General features: G+C 59.5%; 1 protein-coding gene. It reads left to right on the top strand.

The genetic code is table 11. The features are described from left to right. The coding region (locus E5Q11_RS17595; RefSeq protein WP_210426344.1) for a ribonuclease E/G at window positions 1–306 on the top strand (306 nt) is incomplete at both ends.

The raw sequence follows: 306 nt of genomic DNA, 5'->3' as shown, positions 1-306 counted from the left end.
GGAGCGCGGCAATAAAGGCGCTGCACTGACCACGTTTATCTCCCTGGCTGGTCGCTATCTGGTACTGATGCCAAACAACCCCCGCGCCGATGGTATTTCCCGACGCATCGAGGGTGACGAGCGGGCCCAGCTCAAAGAAGCCATGAACGACGTCCAGGTGCCCAAGTCCATGGGTATCATTGTGCGTACCGCCGGCATTGGCCGCTCTTCCAAGGAGCTCCAGTGGGACCTCAACTATCTGGTCCAGTTCTGGGAAGCCATCTCGGAAGCCGCCAGTGAGCGCAAGGCGCCCTTCCTGATTCATCA

The sequence above is a fragment of the Marinobacter confluentis genome (assembly GCF_004785685.1).
Lineage (GTDB): Bacteria > Pseudomonadota > Gammaproteobacteria > Pseudomonadales > Oleiphilaceae > Marinobacter > Marinobacter confluentis.
This window is presented reverse-complemented; position numbering and strand designations above follow the sequence as displayed.